Genomic DNA, 19979 nt, shown 5'->3' with positions numbered 1-19979 from the left:
CGGTGCCCCAGTCTAGCCGCCCGGTGCGGGCCTCCCCGCGGACGCGTAAGCTGGACGGGCGCACGCGCCGAGAGGCACCCCACTCCCAGGAGACCCTGTGACCGTCAAGATCCTCGTCGTGGACAACTACGACAGCTTCGTCTACACCCTCGTCGGCTACCTCGAGCAGCTCGGTGCCGAGACCACGGTCATCCGCAACGACGACCTCGACGAGGCCGCCGCGTGCGCGCTCGCCGACGAGCACCAGGGCGTCCTCCTCTCGCCCGGTCCGGGCGCCCCTGCCGACGCTGGCGTGTGCACCGCCCTGATCCGCCACGCCGAGCAGACGCAGCAGCCGCTGCTCGGCGTCTGCCTCGGCCACCAGGCCCTCGCGGAGGCGTACGGGGGGACCGTCACCCACGCCGAGGAGCTCATGCACGGGAAGACCTCCCGGGTGGAGCACAACGGCACGAGCGTGTTCGGCGCGGTGCCCAGCCCGTTCACGGCGACCCGCTACCACTCGCTCGCCGTGGTGGACCAGTCCGTGCCCGACGTCCTCGAGGTCACCGCCCGCACCCCGAACGGGGTGATCATGGGGCTGCGGCACAAGAGCGCTCCGCTGCACGGACTGCAGTTCCACCCCGAGTCCGTCCTCACGGAGGGCGGCTACCTCATGCTCGGCAACTGGCTCGAGCTCGTGGGGCTCAAGGGCGCGGCGCGGGCCGCCGCACCGCTGTCCCCGCTGATCACGGTCTGACCGGACGCCGTCCGCTCACGGCCACCGCCCGTCCCGGCCGCTACTCGTCCCGGGCCCGCCGGTCCTCGGCCCGCTCGAGCGCCTCCCGGGCGCGCGCGGCCGCACGCTCCGCGACCCCGCCCTGCTCGCCGCCGCGCGCCTCGGCGTCCGGAGAGGCGTCCGGCGACGGCTCCGGGGAGGCGGCGGGCTCGGACCCGTCCCCCTCGTCCGGTGCGGGACTCTCCTCCGGCTCCTCCTCGGGCTCCTCCGTCTCCTCGGGGGACGGGGACGGGGTGGGCGAGGGGGTCGGCTCCGGGGCCGGCTCGGGCGCGGGGGCGACCGCCACGGTGAGCGTGATCGTCGAGCCCTGCGGCACGGACCCGCCGGCGTCGACGCTCTGGTCCAGGACCTGTCCGGCCGGCACCCCGGCCCGGGGCGCGGTGACGACCTCGGCCGTCAGGCGGGCCGCGTCCGCGCCGAGGACGGCGACGGCCTCCTGCCGGCTCAGGCCCACGACCTGGGGCACGGTCACCTGCCCGGTGGACAGCACGAGCTGCACCTCGGAGCCGCTGCGGACGGTGGTCCCACCGGCCGGGTCGGTGGCGACCAGCATCCCCCGGGGCACCCACGAGCTGTTCACCGAGCGGGTGTCCTCGGCGGGCTCGAGCCCGGCGGACTCCAGCGCCTCCCGCGCGTCCTCCTCGGACCGGCCCACGAGGTCGCCGGGGACCTCCACCTCGGAAGGTCCCCTCGAGACGCCGAGGACCACGGTGGTTCCCTCCTCGACCTGGGTGTCGGCGGCAGGGTCGGTGCCGACGACGTCGCCCTCGGGCACCTCGTCGTCGAAGACCTCCTCGCGCTGCGGCACGAGGTCCGCGTTGCGGAGCACCGTCTCGGCCACCGACGCGTCCATCCCCGCGACGTAGGGGACGGCGACGAGGACGGGCCCGCTGCGCTGGTCCTGGATCCACTGGAGCGCCACGACCCCGAGGACGGCGAGGACCGCGAGGACGAGCAGGCCGAGCAGCGCCGCGCGCAGGGGCCGCCGGCGGCGCCGGGCAGGGGTCGACCCGCTGTCCGGGGGGTCCTCGGCCGCCGGCGCCGCGGCAACGGCCGTGCCCACCGCGGTGGGCGGGCCCGTCACCGCAGCGGCCGGCACCGGGACGGGCGGGAGGGTCTTCGTGTCCTCGTCCCGCCCCTGGACCGCGTGCATCGGCTGGGTGGCGTCCAGGTCCCCCGGCGCCGCGGGGCGCAGCTCGCGCAGCGCCCGGCGCATCTGCCCGGCGTCCTGGAAGCGGGCGGAGCGGTCCTTGGCGAGCGCCCGGGCCAGGAAGTCGTCCACGCGCCCGCCGAGCCGCGGATCCAGCTCGGAGGGCGCGGGGGGACGGTCCCGGACGTGCTGGGCGGCGATGTCCACCGAGGACCCGCCCACGAACGGCGCCCGCCCCGTGAGCATCTCGAAGAGCACGCAGGCGGTGGAGTAGAGGTCGGAGCGGGCGTCCACGGACTCGCCCCGGGCCTGCTCCGGGGACAGGTACTGCGCGGTGCCGAGGACGGCCTGGGCCTGGGTGAGCGCCGGTGAGGTGTCCTCGACGGCCCGGGCGATGCCGAAGTCCATGACCTTGACCTGCCGCTCCGGGGTCACGATCACGTTGGCGGGCTTGATGTCCCGGTGGACGATGCCCGCCCGGTGGCTGTACTCCAGGGCGCCGAGGATGCCGAGCGTGATGTCCACGGCCTCCCGGGGCGTGACGGCGTTGTCGTGGATGAGCTCGCGCAGGGTCCGGCCGGGCACGTACTCCATCACGATGAACGGCCGGTCCACGCCCTCGTCCGTCTCCGCGAGGATCTCGCCCGTGTCGTAGACCGAGACGATCGAGTGGTGGTTCAGGGCCGCCACGGACTGCGCCTCGCGCTTGAACCGCTCGTGGAAGGTGCCGTCCCGGGCGAGCTCCGGGCGCAGCACCTTGATGGCCACCCGCCGGCCCAGCCGCCGGTCCCGTCCGAGGTGCACGGTGGCCATCCCGCCGCGGCCGATGGTCTCCCCCACCTCGTAGCGGTCGTTGATCAGGGGAGGAACGGGGTTCCGGCCCGGCATGGCTCAGCCCTCCTGGCCGGGTCCGGTCGGTGTCGCGGGGGACGCGGGCGATCCGGTGGCGGGGGCGGGGGAGGTGTCCGGCGCCGCGGCGACCCACATCTCGATGGTGTCGCCGGGGCGCACGGTGGACCCGCCCAGGGGCTGGGTGCGCAGCACGGTCCCGGGCTCGGCGTCCTCGGTCGTCTCGTCGTAGCGGATGATGTTCACGCCCAGGAGCCTGATCTCGTCGATCAGCGGGTCGGCGGGCCGGCCGACCATCCCCGAGGGGAGCTCCACGGTGTCCGGGCCCGTCGAGTAGGCCACCGTGATGGTGGTGCTCCGCGCCACCTGCCCCACGGGGTTCAGGGACAGGACGGTGCCCTCCTCCTCGTCCGAGGTCCGGCCCTCCCGCTCCACGGGGAAGCCCAGGTCGGAGAGCTCCTGCACCACCTCGTCCACCGGACGCCCCTCGTACCGGGCGGCGAGGACCTCCACGGTGTCCGCCGCGCCGGGCGTCGCCGCGGGGGAGGACGGTTCGCCGGGCACCGGCGAGGTGGAGACGGTGCCCGTGGGGGACGGCTCCGGGCCCACGGGCGCCGGATCGCGCAGCAGGAAGAACCACAGCAGCCCCGCCAGGACGAGCAGGACCAGGAGCACCGGCAGCAGCCAGGCCCAGACCGAGCGGCGGTCCGCGCGCTCCTCGGCCGGGGCCGAGCCGCCGCCGCGGCCGTCGTCCCCGGAGCCCCGGGGGTCCTCGACGACGTCCAGCTCGGCGGTGATGGGGCGGGCGGTCCCGGCCGCGGCGGCTCCGGCCGCCGCGGGGGCGGCCGTGCCCCCGCGGTCCAGCAGCCGGGTCGGCTCGTCGGGCACCGGGTCGAACGCCTGGGTGGCGTCGTCGTCCGGCAGGTCGAGGAACGGGCGCATCCCGGGCACGGCCGCGACCGCGGCGTCCTCGTCGCCGCGGCGGATGGCGTCCACGGCGGTGCCCAGCGCGCCGGCCGTGGCCGGGCGGTCCTTGGGGTCCTTCGCCAGCATCGACATCAGCAGCGCCCGGACGGGCTCGGGCACGCTCTCGGCCAGCGGCGGCGGCGGGTCGTTGACCTGTGCCAGGGCGATCGCGATCTGCGACTCCCCGGTGAACGGGCGGCGCCCGGCGAGGCACTCGTAGCCGATGATGCCCAGCGAGTAGATGTCCGAGGACCCCGTGGCCGTCTGGCCCGTGGCCTGCTCGGGCGCGAGGTACTGGGCGGTGCCCATGACCTGCCCCGTGGCCGTGAGCGGCACCTGGTCCGCGAGGCGGGCGATCCCGAAGTCCGTGACCTTCACCCGGTTGTCCGGGGTGATGATGAGGTTGCCGGGCTTCACGTCGCGGTGCACCAGGCCCTGGGCGTGCGCGGCCGCCAGCGCCCGGGCGGTCTGCCCGATGTAGTTCAGCACCGTGTCCGGCGGGAGCGTCTTCTGCCGCTCGATGATGTTGGACAGGGGCTCGCCGGGGACCAGTTCCATCACGAGGAACGCGGAGCCCTCCTCCTCGCCGTAGTCGAAGACGTTGGCGACCCCGGGGTGGTTCAGCAGGGCGGTGTGCCGGGCCTCCGCGCGGAAGCGCTGCAGGAAGTTCGGGTCCCCGTTGTACTCCTCCTTGAGGATCTTCACGGCCACGATGCGGCCCAGGACGCGGTCCTTGGCCTTCCACACCTCTCCCATGCCGCCGATCGCGATCCGGTCGGTCAGTGCGTAGCGCCCGCCCAGGACGGTGCTCGACGATGGTCTCACTTGTTCAACACCGCCTCGAAGAGTTGCTTGGCGCTCGTGGTGGTCAGGGTGGAGCCGGTCGCCACGTCCACGTCCTCGAAGACGACGGCGACGGCGACCTGCGGGTCGTCGGCCGGGGCGAAGCCGGTGAACCAGGAGTCGTTGAGGCCCTCCTCCGAGCCGATCTCGGCGGTGCCCGTCTTGCCGGCCACCTCCACCCCGGGCACGGCCGCACCCCGGGCGATCCCGTCGTCGACGACCTCGACCATGAGCTCCGTGACGGTCTCGGCCACGTCCGCGCTCGTGGCGCGGCGCAGCTGCTCCGGGGTGAACTCGTCGATCACGGACAGGTCGGCGGAGCGCACGGTCTCCACGAGCTGGGGCTTCATCAGCACGCCGTCGTTGGCGATGGCGGCGCTCGTCATGGCCACCTGCAGGGGCGTGGTGCGCACGTCGTACTGGCCGATCGAGGACAGCGCGAGCTGGGCGTCGTTGAGCTCCTCGGGGAAGATCGACGGGGTCACCTTGAGCGGGACCGAGAGGGGCTCCCCGTAGCCGAAGGCCTGCGCCGTCTGCCGGATCCTGTCCTCCCCGAGGTCGAGGGCGATCTGGGCGAACGGCGTGTTGCAGGACTGCTCGAGCGCGAACTCGAGGTCCGCCTGGGCCCGCGCCGTGCACCCGCCGCCCACGAAGTTGGGCAGGGTCACGTCGGTGCCGGGCAAGGGCAGCTCCTGGGGGTTCGGGATCAGGGTCTCCGTGGTGTAGTCCCCGGACTCGAGGGCGGCCACGGTGTCGATGATCTTGAACGTCGAGGCGGGGGCGTAGAGGTCGCCGGCGACGGCCCGGTTGACGAGGGGCTCCTCGGGGTCCGCGTTGAGCCGCTCCGCGGCGGCGATCACGGAGCCCGAGTCGTGCGAGGCCAGCTCGTTGGGGTCGTAGCCGGGGCTCGAGACCATGGCGAGGACCGCGCCCGTCTCCGGGTCGAGCGCCACGACCGAGCCCTTCCGGCCCTCGAGCACCCGGGCGGCGGTCTGCTGCAGCTCCGCGTCGACGGTGAGCTCGACCGACGCGCCCGTGGGCTGGTTGCCGGAGAACATCGAGACCACGCGGTCGTAGAACTGCTCGTCGGAGGCGCCGGAGAGCTCCTCGCCGAGGGCCGCCTCCAGCCCGGTGGCGCCGTAGACCAGGGAGAAGTAGCCCGTCAGGTGCCCGTACGTCAGCGGGTCCGTGTAGACGCGCTGGTACTCGAAGTCGTCCTCCGAGGGCACGGAGGACGCCTTCGGGTCACCGTCCACGAGGATCGCGCCGCGGTCCGCGCCGAACTGGTCGTAGAGGCTGCGGTTGTTCCACGGGTGCGCCTCGAGGGTGCGCGCCGCGAAGAACTGCACGTAGGTCAGCGCGAGGAGCAGCACGGTGAAGATCGCCACGCCGGCCACCCAGGTGTGTCGGATCGCCCGGTTCACGATGCTCCTCCGTTCTCGGTGCTCCGGGACCCTCCGGGGTCCCTGCGGTCCTGGTCGGTGAGGCGGGACATCGCCTCGGTGGGGGTGCCGCCGTGGTGGTCCGCGCCCTCGGCGTCGCGGCGCCCGCCCGGCCCCGCGGCGGCGATCGGCTCGGTGGCGGCGGTGTCGGCGGGCACCGCAGGACGGCGGACGGTGTCGGACCGGGCACTGCCCTGCGCGGTGTCGGCGTCCTGCCCGCCGGCCCGGGCTGCGCCGGCCGGTTCCGCGTCCGCCGGCGCGCCGGTCTCCCCGGCCGCGCCGGCCTCCTCGCCGGTCCTCCCGGTCTCCTTGCGGGGGCGGCGGTCCCGGCGGCGCTCGAGGCGCTCGGCGCGCTCCTCGTCGTCCCGCCGGGCGGCCTCCCGGAGGGCGGCCTCGTAGGCGGCGACCTCCGCGAGGTCGGCCTCGGTGGCCGGACCGGTGACCACGGGACGGCGGGCCGTGTGGGAGATCGCCAGGACGATCGCCGCGATGATCCAGTTGGACAGCAGCGAGGAGCCGCCGGCGGACATGAACGGGGTGGTGAGCCCGGTCAGGGGGATCAGGCGGGTGACCCCGCCCACCACCACGAACAGCTGCAGCACGATGACCGCGGAGAGCCCCGCCGCCAGCAGCTTGCCGAACGCGTCACGGGTGCCCAGGGCCGCCCGGAACCCCCGGGTGACGAACAGGAAGAACAGCACGAGCACGGCGCTGAGGCCGATCAGCCCCAGCTCCTCGCCGAACGCCGTCATGATCATGTCCGAGTTGGCGTAGGAGACGAGGTCCGGCCGGCCCTGGCCCAGCCCCTGCCCGAAGAGCCCGCCCGAGGAGAGCCCGAACAGGCCCTGGACGATCTGGCCGGAGCCGCCCGGGGCACGGTTGTACACCTCGGGGTCGAAGGCGTTGAGCCAGGAGTCCAGGCGCGCCGCCACGTGGCCGAAGACCTGGCTCGCGAAGAACCCTCCGACGGCCACGAGCAGCAGCCCGATCACGATCCAGCTCAGCCGGCTCGTGGCGAGGTAGATCATGGCCACGAACAGGCCGAAGAACAGGATCGCGGAGCCGAGGTCCCGCTGGAACACCAGCACGCCGATCGCGATGATCCAGGCCGCGAACATCGGGGCCAGGTCCCGGAACCGCGGCAGCCGCACGGGGCCGACCTTCTTGCCGGCCAGCAGGATGAGGTCGCGATTGGTCGAGAGGTAGCCCGCGAAGAAGACGGCCAGGGTGATCTTGGCGACCTCGCCGGGCTGGAAGGTGCGCCCGCCCACGGAGATCCAGATCCGGGCGCCGTTGAGCTCCAGGCCGAGACCGGGCAGGAGGGGCAGGAGCAGCAGCAGGCCGCTGAGCAGCAGGCAGATGTAGGTGATCCGCCGCAGCACCCGGTGGTCCTTGAGGAACCAGAGCACCAGGCCCGCGGCCGTCATGGCGAAGGCCGTCCAGACCACCTGCGAGCTCGCCGCCGTCTGGTCCGTGGTGAGGTCGATCCGGTGGATCATGGCGATGCCCAGGCCGTTGAGGGCCACCACGATCGGCAGGACGTAGGGGTCCGCGTACTTGGCCCGCAGCCGCAGCACCACGTGCAGGACGAGGGCGCCGATGCCGAGGACCAGCCCGGAGAGGAGGATGTGCGGGTCCCCCGAGCCGAGCTGCTCGGGGTCCACGAGGACGTTCGCGCCCACGCCGATGCCCACGGCGACGACCAGCAGGAGCAGCTCGGTGAGCCGCCGCGGCTTCTGGCGGGGCTCCACGTCCTCCTCGCGGGGGAGGGTCCCGGCGGGGGCGCTCATCCGGCACCACCGGGGGAGGCGGCGGGCGATGCCGTGGGCGAGGCGGTCGGTGAGGCGGTCGGTGAGGCGGTGGCCCGCTGGACGGTCCCGGTCGGGCGGGGCTCGGAGCCGGTGGCCTCCTCGGGCACGGACTCGCGCAGCTCGCGCACGATCCGCTCCGCCTCCTCGAGGCTGTCCGCGGGGATGGCGTTGCGCACCCGGTCCTGGGCGAAGCCCGGGAGGTCCTCGACCCGCAGGTCCGTGGCGCGCTCGAGGTCGCTGAGGCTCACGGGCCCGAGCGACTGGGAGACGCCGTTGTAGATCGCCACGTTGCCCTGCTGCTCGCCGACGTAGTACTGGGAGCTGATCCAGCCGCTCGTGAGCCACGCCCCGGCGACCAGCATCAGCCCGGCCGTGGCCAGCGCGAGCACGACGACGGCGCGCCGGTGGCGGCGCCGGCGCGGGGACGGGACGGTGGCGTCCGCCCGGTGCAGCGCGGACTCGACGTCCTGCGGGTCGGCCAGCGTGTCGGGGGCGGAGGTCCGGAGCAGGGTCGCGCGGCGCTCGAGGACGCTGTCGCTCACGGTGGGGATGCGCCCGGTCTGGGTGGCGTTGGCGGCGGCGCCCACCAGCAGGTGGGGGCGGGCGGCGAGGTCGCGGCGCAGCGCGGCGGCCGAGGACTCGGACGGGCTCCGGTCGGCGCTCGGGCCCGCCGCGTCCGCGGTGATCTCGTCCGAGGTGCGGGCGAAGTCGGGGTCCGGGACCGCGCCGCGCACCTCCCCGGCCTGCGGCACCGGGGCGGTGTCGTCGGTCCGGAAGACCTGGACGACCACCACGGTCACGTTGTCGGGCGCCCCGCGGTCCAGCGTCAGCTCCACGAGCGTGTCCACGATCTGGTTGAGGTCGTCGGTGGAGCCCAGCACGGACTGGATGGTCTCCGGGCGGACCACGGCGTTGAGCCCGTCCGAGCACAGCAGCCACCGCTCGCCGCTCTCGGGGCGGAGGGTCTCCACGTCGATCTCGGGGGAGGCGTCGACGTCCCCGAGCACGCGCATCAGCACGTTCTTGTGCGGGTGGGACTCCGCCTCGTCCGGGCGCAGCCGGCCCTCGTCGATGAGCCGCTGGACGAAGGTGTGGTCCTTGGTGACCTGCCGGAACTCGTCGCCCCGGAGCCGGTACGCGCGGGAGTCGCCGATGTGGGCCACGACGAGCTCGTCCCGGTCCGCCAGCAGCGCCGTGACGGTGGTGCCCATGCCGCCCAGGCGGGCGTTGCCCAGGACCAGCCTGGCGAGGTTCTGGTTGGCGTTCTGGATCTCGTCCGTGAGCACGGTGGCGCCGTCGCCGTGGTGGTCGGGCCGGTCGAGGCTCGTGAGGTCCATGACCGCGGAGGCCGACGCGACGTCACCGCCCACGTGCCCGCCCATGCCGTCGGCGACCACGGCGAGGTGCCGGCCCGCGTAGGCGGAGTCGTCGTTCTTGGAACGGACCCGGCCCACGTCCGAGCGCGCGGCGTAGCGGAAGGCGATCGCCATGCGTCAGGACCTCAGTTCCAGGACGGTCTTGCCCACCCGGAACGGGGTGCCGGGGTCGAGCGGCACGGCCCGGGAGAGGCGCTGCTGCCCGACGAAGGTGCCGTTGGTGGAGCCGAGGTCCTCGAGGAACCAGCGGGAGCCCTGCGGGAACAGCCGGGCGTGGCGCCCCGAGGCGTAGTCGTCGCCGAGCGGCACGGTGGCCTCGGGGGAGCGGCCCAGCAGCACGGGGGCGTTGCCCAGGGGGTAGCTGCGGCCGCGGAGGGGGCCGTCGACGACGACGAGGGTCTGGGGGCGGGAGCGCTGCCCGCCGGCGGGGCCCGCGGCGGGCGGGGCCGGCTCCGCGGCGGTCTCCCGGCGGCCCCCGCGGGAGCGCGTGAGCACCGCGGGGAGCTTCCCCCCGACCGCCAGGTCACGCCCCTGGCTGGCGACGATGCTGAAGATGAAGATCCAGAGGAGGGCCAGGAACCCGAAGCGGAGCAGGGTGACGGTCAGTTCGGACATTCAGCGGTTCCCCTTCGGGGTCAGGAGGCGGAACGTGATCCTGGTGCGACCCATGGTGATCACGGAACCGTTGACCAGCTCGGTGCGGCCGATCACCCGCTCCCCGTCCACGTAGGAACCGTTGGTCGAGCCGAGGTCCACGGCCACGAAGTGCTCGCCCTGCCGGCGGATCTCGAGGTGCTTGCGCGACACCCCGGTGTCCTCCACGGTGATGTCCGCCTCGGCGGAGCGGCCCAGCACGATCGAGTCCGCGTTGATGGAGAACCGCGCGCCCTCGACGTCGAGCACCGGGATCCAGTGCTGCACGGGCACGGCCCGCGTCGGCTGGTCCTCCTCCTGCTCCTCCTGCCGGTGGCCGCGGGCGATCCGCTGCCCGCTCGGGGTGGAGGGGGTGTTGGGCGACTCCGCGGTGCGCTGCGCCGAGGAGTGGACGCGGAACTCGCCCGCCTCCACCTCGGGGTTGCGCGTGAAGGAGACCTTCACCGCCCCCTGGAGGGTGTAGGCCTGGCTGCGGGCGTGCTTGATGACCACGTCGCACAGCTCCTCCGCGAGCGGCGTGCCCCAGTCCTGGGCGCGGGGGAAGTCCTCGTCGGAGAACTCCACGACGAAGACGTTGGGGGCCATGGTGCGGCCGGCGGAGATCGTGAACGCCTCGTGGTCGAGCTCCCGCCGCAGGGCGCTGGCGATCTCGACCGCCTCCACCCGCTTCCGGGAGCCGGTGGAGAAGGCGGTGCGGACGGCCTTCTCGATGTTCTTCTCGAGGCTCTCGAGGAATCCCATGCCGCCTCCTTCCTGGCGTCGATCGCGGTGCGCATGCCCCCGGTCCCGGGTCAGGCGTTCTCCAGGATAGTAGACGTGACGCCTGTGAGCCCGGTGGGGGGTGCGCGCCGGGCGGGTCCGTGCCCCGGTCACGTCCTTGCCAGCGGGCCCGCCGGGGAGAACAATCCAGGGCATGAAGCACACTGACAGAAGGCCCCTGTCCCTGGCCGCGCTCGCCCTCGCCGCCCTGCTCCTCGCGGGCTGCGGCGGCGACGGGGGCGGCGGTGACGCCGGGGAGGGCGGCACCACCGCCCCGGCGCAGGGCACCGCCACCCCGGACGGCACCGGCACCCCGGACGACAGCGCGAGCCCGGACGACACCGCCACCCCGGACGACAGTGCGAGCCCCGGGGAGGACGCCACCGGCGGCAGCGCCTCGCCGTCCGGCAGCGCCTCGCCCTCGGGCAGCCCCGGCGCGGACTCCACGGCCGGCGGCGAGGCGGCCGTGGTGTCCTCGGCCGTGGCCGCCGCGGAGGACGCGGTGGGCGGGGACGCCCAGGCGTTCGAGATCGGGCGGGAGGACAGCCCGGCCAGCTGGCAGGTCGCCGTCGCCGCCGGCGACCGCGAGCACGAGCTCTACGTCTCGCAGGACGGCGAGGACGTGATCAGCCAGGAGGAGGAGGGGAGCCTCGACAGCGACGACCGCGAGAAGCTCGCCCGGGTCCAGGTGCCCCTCGAGGACGGGCTGAGCACGGCGCTGGACACGGTCAACGGCACGCTCGACGAGGCGCAGCTCGAGACGGAGGACGGCACGACCGTGTGGGAGGTCGAGCTCGACGAGCCGGACGGCAACTCGGTGGACGTGTTCGTCGACGTCGCGAACGGCTCCGTGCTGAAGATCGACCGCTGACCCGGTGGCCGCCGATCCCGGCCGCACGGAGCGCCGGCGGCTGCTGCTGACCTTCCTGGGCCTGCTCATGGCGGTGCTGCTGGCCGCCCTCGACCAGACGATCGTGGCCACCGCGCTGCCCTCGATCGTCGGGGACCTCAACGGGCTCGACCGGATCTCCTGGGTGGTCACCGCGTACGTGCTCGCCGCCACGGTGGGCCTGCCGGTCTACGGGAAGCTGGGCGACCTCTACGGGCGCAAGCGGATCTTCCTGGTGGCCGTCGTCGTGTTCCTGCTGGGCTCGGTGCTCTCCGGTGCCGCCCAGGACATGACGCAGCTCATCGCCTTCCGCGCCCTGCAGGGCCTCGGCGGCGGCGGCCTGCTGATCGGGGCGCAGGCGATCATCGCGGACCTCGTCTCCCCCCGCGAGCGCGGCAAGTACATGGGCGTGATCGGGGCGGCCTTCGGTCTGGCCTCGGTGAGCGGACCGCTGATCGGCGGGTTCCTCACGGACCTGGTCAGCTGGCGGTGGGTGTTCTACATCAACCTGCCGCTGGGGCTGGTGACGCTGCTGTTCATCCCGCGCTTCCTGCACCTGCCGCACGTCCCCCGGGGGCGGGTGCGGCTCGACCTGCTCGGCACGGCGCTGCTCGCGCTGGGCAGCACGGCCCTCGTGCTCCTCACCACGTGGGCCGGCACGGCCTACGCGTGGTCGAGCCCGCGGATCCTCGGCCTCGCCGGAGCGTCCCTGGTGCTCGGCGTGCTGTTCGTGCTCGTCGAGCGCCGCGCCCCGGAGCCGATCATCCCCCTGCACCTGTTCCGCGTGCGCAACTTCGTGGTCCCCACCGCGGCGGCCGTCGGCATGGGCGTGATCATGTTCGCGACCATCACGTACCTGCCCACCTACCTGCAGATGGTCGACGGCGCGTCGGCCACCCGGGCGGGCCTGATGATGATCCCCGTGACGGCCGGGATGCTCGTCGGCACGATCGGCACCGGGCGCCGCATCGCGCGGACGGGGCGCTACAAGCACTGGCCCGTGCTGGGCTCCGTCGTGATGGCCGCCGGGCTCGTGCTGCTCTCGCTGGTCGACGAGACCACCCCGTACTCCCTGACCGCCGCGGGAATGGCCGTCACCGGCCTGGGCATCGGCTGCCTCATGCAGAACCTCGTGCTGATCGTGCAGAACGCGGTGCCGCCCGCGGAGGTGGGGGCCGCGACGTCGTCGTCGAACTTCTTCCGCCAGATCGGCGCGTCCTTCGGGATCGCCGTGTTCGGCTCGGTCTTCGTGGCCCGGCTCGACGGCGCGCTCGCGGGCCGCGGCCTGCCCTCCCTCGACGTCAACGCGCTGAGCCCGCAGGTGCTGGCGTCCCTGCCCGCCCCGGTGCAGGAGGCCGTCGCGCAGTCCTTCGCCCAGTCGCTGCCCCCGATCTTCCTGTGGGGCCTGCCCGTCGCGGCGGGGTGCCTCGTGCTGTCCCTGCTCATCGACGAGATCCCGCTGGGCACGACCGTCGGCGACCCGCGGGCGGAGACCCCGGGTCCGCCCGCGGAGCACGCCGGGACCGAGCGGGGCGGCGCCGGTCGCTAGGCTGGTGCCGGAACCGCCCCCGGATGCCTCAGGAGCAGCTCATGACCGATCCGCGCCCGTTCACCACCGCCGACCTCTACGACGAGCGCGGGGAGCAGCTGATGTCCTGCCCGCGCCAGTTCCTCGACCTGGGCGGGAGGGCCGCGTTCAGCGGGCCGGTGCGCACGGTCCGCTGCTTCCAGGACAACGGCCTGGTGAAGGCCGTGCTCAACTCCCCGGGCGAGGGCGCGGTCCTCGTGGTGGACGGCCACGGCTCCATGGGGACCGCGCTCATGGGGGACATGATCGCGGAGTCCGCGGTGCGCAACGGGTGGGCCGGGGTCATCATCAACGGCCCCGTCCGGGACCGGGTGGCCCTGGCCGGGCTGCCCCTCGGGGTCAAGGCCCTGGGCTCCAACCCGCGCAAGTCCGCCAAGGACGGCGTCGGGGAGCAGGACGTGCCGGTCGTCATCGAGGGCGTCACGTTCCGCCCGGGCCGGACGGTGTGGGCCGACGAGGACGGGATCCTCGTCGAGGGCTGAGCGGCGGCCGGGGCGGGCCCGCCCCGGCCGGGACCGTTCAGGCCGGGCCGTGCGTGCGCAGGCCGCCGCGGTAGGTCGCGCGCACCCCGATGTGCTCCACCGACCCGCCCCGCCGGTGCACCTCGAGGGGGTTCTCCTCCAGCACCACCAGGTCCGCGAGCTTGCCGGGGGCGAGCGAGCCGATCCGGTCGAACATCCCGAGGGCCTTCGCCGCCTCGGACGTGTAGGCGGCGAGGGCCTCCAGCACGTCGAGCCGCTCCCCGGCGGGGCCGAACCGCCGTCCGTCGCCGTCGAGGCGGTCCGTCCAGGCCTGGACCGAGCGCAGCACGTCGCCGTCGGCGACCGGGCGGTCGGAGCTGCCGGCGATCCGCACCCCGGCGTCCAGGAAGCTGCGGCCCCGGTAGGTCCAGTCCGTGCGCTCGGCGCCCAGCAGCCGGCGGAACTGGGTGGCCATGGGGCGCAGGAAGCCGATCTGCGGGGTCACCACGATCCCCGCGGCCGCGAGCCGCGGCAGCTGGTCGGGCCGCGTGATGCTCGCGTGCTCGATCCGGTTGGGCACCGGGCGGCGCCCGTGCTCGTCCTGGCACCGGGTGATCACGTCGATCGCGAAGTCGATCGCCCGGTCCCCGATCGCGTGGGCGGCCACCGACCAGCCCGCGCGGTACGCGGCGTGGATCGCCTCGGCCATCTGCTCCGGGTTCTCCTGGAAGTAGCCGGTGGAGTGGCCGCCGCAGAAGGCCTCGGTCACCGCGGCGGTCTCCCCGAGCAGCGAGCCGTCCACGAACACCTTGACCGGTCCGAGCCGCAGCTCGTCGTCGCCGAAGCCGGTGCGCAGGCCGAGGTCGAGCCCGCGCACGGAGCCGTCCCCGAGCCCGCCGATGTCGTGCAGGACGTCCAGCACCGGCATCACCTGGGCCCGCGCGTGCAGGGCCCCGGCGTCCCTGGCCTGCTGGTAGGCCAGCAGCTCGGAGGGATTGTGCCCGATCCACCCGGCGCCGACCCCGGCCTCCGCGAACGTGGTGATCCCCTCGGCGGCGTAGCGGGCGGTGGCGCGGTCGAGCGCCGCCACGATCCGGTCCACCGGATGGGGGCGGAACAGCTCCTGCACCACCGCCTGGGCGGTCTCCTCGACCAGGCCCGTGGCGCGTCCGGTGCCGTCCCGCACCACCCGCCCGCCCACCGGGTCCGGGGTGCCCGGGGTGAGGATCCCCGCCCGGCGCAGCGCCTCGGAGTTCACCACCGCCGCGTGGCCGGACGTGTGCCGCACGAACAGCGGGGTGCGGCCGGTGATGCGGTCCAGGACGTCGATGTCGGGCAGCGACCCGCCCACGGTGGCCGGGTAGAAGCCGGTGGCCATGAGCCACTCCTCGTCCCGCGGCTTCGCGGCCATGCCGCGCTCCAGGGCCCCGTAGAGCTCGTGCAGGGACGTGCAGGCGGAGAGGTCCACCTCGGCCAGGCCGAGCCCGAACCACGTGGTGTGGCAGTGCGCGTCCACGAACCCGGGCAGCACGGTGGCCCCGCCGAGGTCCACGGTCTCGGCCGCCGGCACGTCCGGGTCGTCGAGGACCACGATCCGCCCGCCGTGCACGCCGAGGCTCGACGCCCTCGGGCGGCCCGGCTCCATGGTCAGGACCGTGGCGTTGACGAGCTGGAGGTCGAGCTGCATGGGAATCCTTTCCTCGGGACTGCCCCCATCGTGGCACCCGGCCCGGTCCGGCGCCGAACGCACCGGTTCCGCCCGGGCCGCCGGGAGAAGTGCGCAGGTCTCGGGCGGAACCGGTGCGTTCGGCGGCCGAGAGGGCGCGGGGCGGGTCAGCCCAGGGCGGCGACGAGCTCCGTGGCCTGCCGGATCGCCCGCTTGGCGTCCAGCTCGGCGGCCACGTCGGCCCCGCCGATGAGGTGCACCGGGACGGCGCCGGTGTCGTGCCCGGCGTCGAGCAGCGCGTCGTGCAGCACCCGCAGCGGCTCCTGGCCCGTGCACAGCACCACGGTATCGACCGGCAGGACCCGCTCGGCCGGCTCCGTGCCGTCGGCTCCCGGCACGGTGAGGTGCAGCCCGTCGTCGTCGATCCGCCGGTACGCCACCCCGCTCAGGGTGCGGACGCCCCCGGCCCGGAGCGAGGCCCGGTGGATCCAGCCGGTCGTGCGGCCCAGCCCGGCCCCGAGCTTGCCGGGGGAGCGCTGCAGCAGCGTCACCTCGCGCGCGGGCCGGTCGGGGCACGGCGCGGCCAGGCCGCCCCGGGCGGACAGCGTCGTGTCGACCCCCCACGCGCGGTAGAAGTCCGCGCCCGGGGAGTGCAGGAGGAACTCGGCGACGTCGAAGCCGATGCCCCCGGCCCCGAGGACGGCCACCCGGCGGCCCACGGGCGCCCCGTGGTGCAGGACGTCCCGGTAGCCCACGACCGACGGGTGGTCGACCCCCTCGATCGCGGGCACGCGGGGCTCCACGCCCGTGGCGAGCACGAGCCGGTCGAAGCCGCCCAGGTGCCCGGGCCCGGCCGGCGTCCCGAGCCGCACGTCCACGCCCAGCTCGGCGAGCCGCACGCCGTAGTAGCGCAGCGTCTCCGCGTACTCCTCCTTGCCGGGGATGCGCAGGGCCATGAGGAACTGCCCGCCGATCCGGTCCTCCGCCTCGAAGAGGGTCACGGCGTGCCCGGCCTCCGCGGCGTTGACGGCGAAGGCCAGCCCGGCGGGGCCCGCGCCGACCACGCCGATCCGCTCGGCGCGGCGGGTGGGGCCCAGGCGCAGCAGGGTCTCGTGCCCGGCCCGGGGGTTGACCAGGCAGGACGCGGTCCGGCCCGCGAAGGTGTGGTCCAGGCACGCCTGGTTGCACGCGATGCACGTGTTGATCGTGTCCGGCCGGCCGCCCGCGGCCTTGGCCACGAAGTCCGGGTCCGCGAGCAGGGGCCGGGCCAGGGAGACCATGTCCGCGTCCCCGTCCGCCAGGATCCGCTCCGCGGTCTCCGGGGTGCTGATCCGGTTGACGGCGACCAGGGGGATCGAGACCTCGCCCTTGAGCCGGCGCGTCACCCACGAGAAGCCGCCGCGGGGGACCACCGTGGCGATGGTGGGGATGCGCGCCTCGTGCCAGCCGATGCCGGTGTTGAGCAGGGTGGCGCCGGCGGCCTCGACCGCCCGGGCCAGCGTCACGACCTCCTCGAGCGTGGAGCCGCCCGGGACCAGGTCCAGCATGGAGAGGCGGTAGACCAGGATGAACTCCGGGCCGGTGCGCTCCCGCACGCGGCGGACGATCTCCACGGGCAGGCGCATCCGGTTCTCGAAGGACCCGCCCCACCGGTCGGTGCGGTGGTTGGTCTCGGCGGCGACGAACTCGTTGATGAGGTAGCCCTCGGAGCCCATCACCTCCACGCCGTCGTAGCCGGCCTCCCGGGCGAGCGCGGCGGTGCGGGCGAAGTCCTCGACGGTCCGCTCGATCTCCTCCGGGCTCAGCTCGTGCGGGACCACGGGGCTGATGGGGGCGCGCAGCGGGCTCGGCGCCACGGCGTCGGGCGTCCTCGCGTAGCGGCCGGCGTGCAGGATCTGCAGGGCGATCCTCCCGCCCTCGGCGTGCACGGCATCCGTGACCGTGCGGTGCCGGGCCACCTCCTCGGGCGTGCTCAGCACGGCCCCGCCGGCGTGCGTGGCGCCCTCGGGGTTCGGTCCGATGCCGCCGGTGACGATGAGCCCCACTCCGCCGCGCACCCGCTCCGCGTAGAACTCCGCGAGGCGCTCGAACCCTCCGGGCAGCTCCTCGAGGCCGGTGTGCATCGACCCCATGAGCACCCGGTTGGGCAGGGTGGTGAAGCCCAGGTCCAGGGGCGCGAGCAGGCGCGGATAGGGCACGGTCATGTGATACTCCTCGTCTCAGGTACTTGGGTCACCGTAGGCGAGGAGTGAGCCGCCTCACAAGCGCGGCGCGGCCTCAGAGGCGGGCCAGCAGGTCCTTCCAGGTCGTGCGCCACCGCGCGACGTCGTCGGCGGAGGCCAGCCCCTGGTGCGTGAGGGCCACCGTGGCGCGGCCGTCCCCCCTGGCGCCGATGGTCGCGGCGACCCGGGTCCCGTCGGCGAGCCGCACGCGCCAGTAGCGCCACCTCTCGGTCGCGGCGGTGGTGGGCGGCTGCCGGAACGGGACGCCGCGGACCTCCGTGCGCTCGGCCATGAGCTCGGCCCACCGGGCGAGCGCCTCGTCCGGGGTGCCGGCCACCGTGCGGCTCGCGCTCAGCCCGAAGCTGCCGTCCGCGGCCTGGCCGGGGCGGCGGGCTCCCGTGTGCTGCTCCCAGGCCACCGCGACGGACTGGCCCCACCACTCGTGGTTCTCGACGACGCCGTCCAGCTGCTCCGCCACGCGGCGGGCGACCTCGGCGTGGCTCATCGCCCGGGCGCCGAGCTCCTCGAGCCGCGCCGTCCAGGTCTCCCACGGGACGCCGGTGGCCCGGGCGATCCCCTCCGTGCTGATGCCGCGGGTGCTCACGGGGCCGTGGCGCCGCCGCGCCGGGTCAGTCCCCGGCCGTGGGGCCGGGGCCGCCCGCCCCGGCGCCGAAGTCCGGGTCGGCGGGGTCGGCGGCGTCGCCCGCGCTCGGGACGCGCTGGCCGGCGTTGGTCTGGCCCAGCGGGTCCTGCGCCGTGTCGAGATCGCGGGCCGGGGTGTCCGGCACGCCGACGTCGTCGGCCAGGTGCGGGTCGTCGGGGAGCTGGTCGCCGGATCCGGGAGTCGTGTCCATGGCCCCAGCCAACCAGCGGCTCCCGGTCCTGGCAAGGGCCGCCGCGGCGGTGCCGGCACCGGTGCGGCCCCGGCCGGCGACGCCGGCGGGCCGGGACGCGGATATCGCGCTCAGCGAATCAACAGGGTGCTGACAGTCTGGGGGTGTCGTGCCATAGTGGGACGCAGAGGCCCGCTCCGGCGGGGCATTCATCGTTGTCGATCAAGGCCGCCGCCCGGCGGCGGCCGGAAGCAGGAGACGAACCCATGGCCACCCCGAACCAGCGCACCGCCCCCTACACCGTGCCCGGTCTGTCCACCGAGAACGGTCACGAGGTCGCCCAGACGCTGCAGCAGCGCCTGCACGCCCTCAACGACCTCCAGCTCACGCTCAAGCACGCCCACTGGAACGTGGTGGGCCCCAACTTCATCTCCGTCCACGAGATGCTGGACCCGCAGATCGAGCTCGTGCGCGGCTTCGTGGACGAGCTCGCCGAGCGCATGGCGACCATGGGCGTGGGCCCCAGCGGCCTGCCCGGCGACCTCGTCCAGGCCCGCACCTGGGATGACTACTCGGTCCACCGCGCCACCGGCGTGGAGCACCTCGCCGCCCTCGACCTCGTCTACAACGGCGTGATCGAGGACCACCGCGACGCGATCCAGAAGGTCGGCGAGCTCGACCCGATCACCGAGGACATGCTCATCGGCCAGGTCCGGGAGCTCGAGCTCTTCCAGTGGTTCATGCGCGCGCACCTCGAGAACAGCGGTGGCGACCTCCAGCACGGCGGCGCCCGCACGGAGCGGGGCGCGGCGGAGTCCGCCGCGCAGTAGCCCGCCCCGCGATCGTGGCAGCCCCCGCCCGTCCCGGCCCCGTGGACCCCCGTGGTCCGCGGGGCCGGGGCGCGTTCACGGCCATGACCTTCAACGTCCGCCGTCCCCTGGAGAGGTACCGGCGGGTGGCGCCGGACGCGTGGTTCACCCGGGCGCCCGCGGTGCGCGCGGTGCTCCGGACCCACCGGCCGGAGCTGGCCGCCCTCCAGGAGGTCCACCCGCAGCAGCTGCACCACCTGCAGCAGGCCCTGGGGGCGGACCACGTCCTGCTGGGGGGAGGGCGGGACGCCGACGGCCGCGGTGAGCGGTGCCTGCTGGCCGTGGACACGGCGCGCTTCGGCATCGAGCACTGGGAGCAGCGGTGGCTGTCCCCGCAGCCGGAGCTCCCCGGGTCGAAGTGGCCGGGCGACCTCTTCCCCCGCACCCTGGTGCTGGCCGAGCTCACGGACCGGCGCACGGGGGTGGCCTGGCGGGCGGTCGCGACCCACCTCGACCCGTGGCCGGAGCACAGCCGGCTGCGCCAGCTCGCCGCGCTGCAGCGCCGGCTCGTCGGCGGGGACGGGCCCCTGCTGGTCCTCGGGGACATGAACGCGGCCGCCGGCCGGTCCCGCACCTGGGACGCCGCGCTCGCCGGCGGGCTGCGGGACACCCTGCCGGCCGACGCCGCGGGGACCTTCCACCGCTACCGGCGGCCCCGTGCCCGGACCCCGCGCCTGGACTGGATCCTGTACGGCGGCCGGGTCCGCGTCCTCGACTCCCGTGTCCTGGCCGAGCGCCCGCGCGGGGTCTGGGCCTCGGACCACTTCCCGGTGCTGGCCGAGCTCGAGCACGACGACGGCCCCGCCGGCTGAGGACGGGGCCGCCG

At 74.7% G+C, this 19979-nt stretch carries 17 protein-coding genes; 6 read left to right on the top strand and 11 right to left on the bottom strand.

From position 1 onward, the window contains the following. Positions 1–97 precede the first annotated feature (97 nt). Positions 98–736 carry an anthranilate synthase component II gene (locus ACPYN7_RS09135; RefSeq protein WP_058874044.1) on the top strand — a complete coding sequence of 213 codons (639 nt, stop codon included), beginning with the start codon at positions 98–100 and terminating at the stop codon, positions 734–736. A 40-nt stretch (positions 737–776) separates the two neighbouring features. Here ACPYN7_RS09135 and pknB read toward each other — a convergent pair whose 3' ends face one another. Genes pknB through ACPYN7_RS09100 form a run of 7 tightly spaced genes read right to left on the bottom strand, consistent with a single transcriptional unit; the run spans position 777 to position 10607 of the window. Then, entirely contained in the window at positions 777–2813 is a 2037-nt protein-coding gene (gene pknB, locus ACPYN7_RS09130; protein ID WP_424347434.1) for a Stk1 family PASTA domain-containing Ser/Thr kinase, read from the bottom strand. Between the two features lie 3 nt (positions 2814–2816). Beyond that, entirely contained in the window at positions 2817–4565 is a 1749-nt protein-coding gene (locus tag ACPYN7_RS09125; protein ID WP_424347433.1) for a protein kinase domain-containing protein, read from the bottom strand. Further along, complete coding sequence (locus tag ACPYN7_RS09120) at positions 4562–6007, bottom strand: peptidoglycan D,D-transpeptidase FtsI family protein (RefSeq protein ID WP_058874047.1); 1446 nt, start codon at positions 6005–6007, stop codon at positions 4562–4564. The genes ACPYN7_RS09125 and ACPYN7_RS09120 overlap by 4 nt, the downstream gene beginning before the upstream one ends. Next, positions 6004–7815 carry an FtsW/RodA/SpoVE family cell cycle protein gene (locus ACPYN7_RS09115; protein ID WP_424347432.1) on the bottom strand — a complete coding sequence of 604 codons (1812 nt, stop codon included), beginning with the start codon at positions 7813–7815 and terminating at the stop codon, positions 6004–6006. Before ACPYN7_RS09115 ends, ACPYN7_RS09120 begins: the two co-directional genes overlap by 4 nt. Continuing rightward, positions 7812–9326, bottom strand: a complete 1515-nt coding sequence (locus ACPYN7_RS09110) for a PP2C family protein-serine/threonine phosphatase (protein WP_424347431.1) — start codon at positions 9324–9326, stop codon at positions 7812–7814. The genes ACPYN7_RS09115 and ACPYN7_RS09110 overlap by 4 nt, the downstream gene beginning before the upstream one ends. A 3-nt stretch (positions 9327–9329) precedes the next feature. Further along, a complete protein-coding gene (locus ACPYN7_RS09105; RefSeq protein ID WP_058874050.1) occupies positions 9330–9827 on the bottom strand; it encodes an FHA domain-containing protein FhaB/FipA in 498 nt (165 codons plus the stop codon). After that, a complete protein-coding gene (locus ACPYN7_RS09100; RefSeq protein ID WP_424347430.1) occupies positions 9828–10607 on the bottom strand; it encodes an FhaA domain-containing protein in 780 nt (259 codons plus the stop codon). Between the two features lie 172 nt (positions 10608–10779). Between ACPYN7_RS09100 and ACPYN7_RS09095 the strand changes: the two genes are divergently transcribed. From ACPYN7_RS09095 to rraA, 3 genes are read left to right on the top strand one after another with little or no spacing between them, the layout of a single operon-like run. Beyond that, the gene (locus ACPYN7_RS09095; protein WP_424347429.1) at positions 10780–11496 is read left to right on the top strand and encodes a PepSY domain-containing protein; all 717 of its coding nucleotides are present in this window, start codon (positions 10780–10782) and stop codon (positions 11494–11496) included. A gap of 4 nt (positions 11497–11500) precedes the next feature. After that, positions 11501–13063: an MDR family MFS transporter gene (locus tag ACPYN7_RS09090; RefSeq protein ID WP_424347428.1), complete on the top strand. Its 1563-nt coding sequence runs from the start codon at positions 11501–11503 to the stop codon at positions 13061–13063. Between the two features lie 41 nt (positions 13064–13104). Next, positions 13105–13584 carry a ribonuclease E activity regulator RraA gene (gene rraA / locus ACPYN7_RS09085; RefSeq protein WP_058874053.1) on the top strand — a complete coding sequence of 160 codons (480 nt, stop codon included), beginning with the start codon at positions 13105–13107 and terminating at the stop codon, positions 13582–13584. Positions 13585–13621: 37 nt separating this feature from the next. On the opposite strand, the gene ACPYN7_RS09080 is transcribed toward rraA, so the two are convergent. From ACPYN7_RS09080 to ACPYN7_RS09065, 4 genes are all read right to left on the bottom strand, one after another. Beyond that, positions 13622–15250: an amidohydrolase gene (locus ACPYN7_RS09080; RefSeq protein WP_424347427.1), complete on the bottom strand. Its 1629-nt coding sequence runs from the start codon at positions 15248–15250 to the stop codon at positions 13622–13624. A 146-nt stretch (positions 15251–15396) separates the two neighbouring features. Then, positions 15397–17433, bottom strand: a complete 2037-nt coding sequence (locus tag ACPYN7_RS09075; protein ID WP_424347426.1) for an FAD-dependent oxidoreductase — start codon at positions 17431–17433, stop codon at positions 15397–15399. Positions 17434–17506: 73 nt separating this feature from the next. Further along, positions 17507–18055 carry a hypothetical protein gene (locus tag ACPYN7_RS09070; protein WP_424347425.1) on the bottom strand — a complete coding sequence of 183 codons (549 nt, stop codon included), beginning with the start codon at positions 18053–18055 and terminating at the stop codon, positions 17507–17509. Between the two features lie 25 nt (positions 18056–18080). Next, positions 18081–18305 carry a hypothetical protein gene (locus tag ACPYN7_RS09065; RefSeq protein ID WP_058875168.1) on the bottom strand — a complete coding sequence of 75 codons (225 nt, stop codon included), beginning with the start codon at positions 18303–18305 and terminating at the stop codon, positions 18081–18083. 245 nt (positions 18306–18550) lie between these two features. On the opposite strand from ACPYN7_RS09065, the gene ACPYN7_RS09060 reads away from it, so the two are divergent. Both ACPYN7_RS09060 and ACPYN7_RS09055 read left to right on the top strand, forming a co-directional pair. Continuing rightward, the gene (locus ACPYN7_RS09060; RefSeq protein WP_424347424.1) at positions 18551–19114 is read left to right on the top strand and encodes a Dps family protein; all 564 of its coding nucleotides are present in this window, start codon (positions 18551–18553) and stop codon (positions 19112–19114) included. 83 nt (positions 19115–19197) lie between these two features. Beyond that, on the top strand, positions 19198–19965 hold the full coding sequence (locus ACPYN7_RS09055) for an endonuclease/exonuclease/phosphatase family protein (protein ID WP_058875170.1): 768 nt from the start codon (positions 19198–19200) through the stop codon (positions 19963–19965). The last annotated feature ends 14 nt before the right edge of the window (positions 19966–19979 follow it).

Origin of the sequence: Kocuria sp. CH-021 (assembly GCF_049716185.1) — a bacterium.
In the GTDB taxonomy this organism is placed as follows: domain Bacteria; phylum Actinomycetota; class Actinomycetes; order Actinomycetales; family Micrococcaceae; genus Kocuria; species Kocuria cellulosilytica.
The sequence above is the reverse complement of the archived record's forward strand: the minus strand, read 5'-3'. Positions and strand labels throughout refer to the sequence as shown.